This is a genomic window from Streptomyces sp. 5-10, assembly GCF_014712245.1.
Taxonomy (GTDB): domain Bacteria; phylum Actinomycetota; class Actinomycetes; order Streptomycetales; family Streptomycetaceae; genus Streptomyces; species Streptomyces violaceusniger.
The window spans coordinates 1-817 of record NZ_JACVYG010000214.1 but is presented as its reverse complement, the minus strand read 5'-3'; the positions used below and the strand labels follow the sequence as shown (position 1 = coordinate 817).

The window sequence follows — 817 nt, the reverse complement described above, 5'->3', positions numbered from 1 at the left end:
GGCTGGCCGAGCACGGTCAAGTGACACGCTTTGTGGAGCTGGGGCCCGATGGCGTTCTGACCGCCATGGCCCACAGCTGCCTGGCCAACCACATCGATACCGACAGTGAGGACAGCTCTGGCGCTGAACCGGAGGTCATCCCCTCCCTGCGCCGGGATCAGTCCGAGGTCAATGCCGTACTCACCTGCCTGGCACGGCAGTTCACCACCGGCGCCCCCATCGACTGGACCCCTGCACTCGGCGGCAGCGGCAGCGACACCTCGAGGGTCCACCTGGGCTTGCCCACTTACGCCTTCCAACGGCAGCGCTACTGGCTTGAGGCCCCGCACCACACAGCCGACGCCACCGACCTCGGCCTGGAAACCGTCGAACACCCACTGTTGGGAGCGGCCATTCCACTTGCTGAGGGAGGGCGGGTGTTCGCGGGCCGTGTGTCCTTGCGTACGCATCCATGGCTCGTCGACCACCAGGTGCTCAAGACCGTATTGGTACCCGGGACCGTCCTCGTCGAGATGGTGGTTCATGCGGCGGACCGGGTCGGTTGCGGGCGGGTGGAGGAGCTGGCGCTGGAAGCACCGCTGATCCTGACGGAGGAAGGGGGTGTCCAGCTTCAGGTGGTGGTGGAGGAGCCCGATGAGTCGGGTGTCCGGCCGGTCGCGGTGTACTCACGCCCGGAGGATCAAGAGTTCGCCGGTGATGCCGTGTGGGTTCGCCATGCCACGGGTTCGTTGGTGGCGGAGGGGTCGGCTGGTGTCGGTGGGGTGGTGTTGGAGCAGTGGCCGCCGGTGGGTGCGGAGCCGGTGGTGGCTGATCTGGA

General features: G+C 67.2%; 1 protein-coding gene. It reads left to right on the top strand.

Going from position 1 to position 817, the window contains the following annotated elements:
• Positions 1-817 (top strand): polyketide synthase dehydratase domain-containing protein (locus IEJ02_RS47870; RefSeq protein ID WP_191070517.1); only part of this gene is annotated, 817 nt, incomplete at both ends.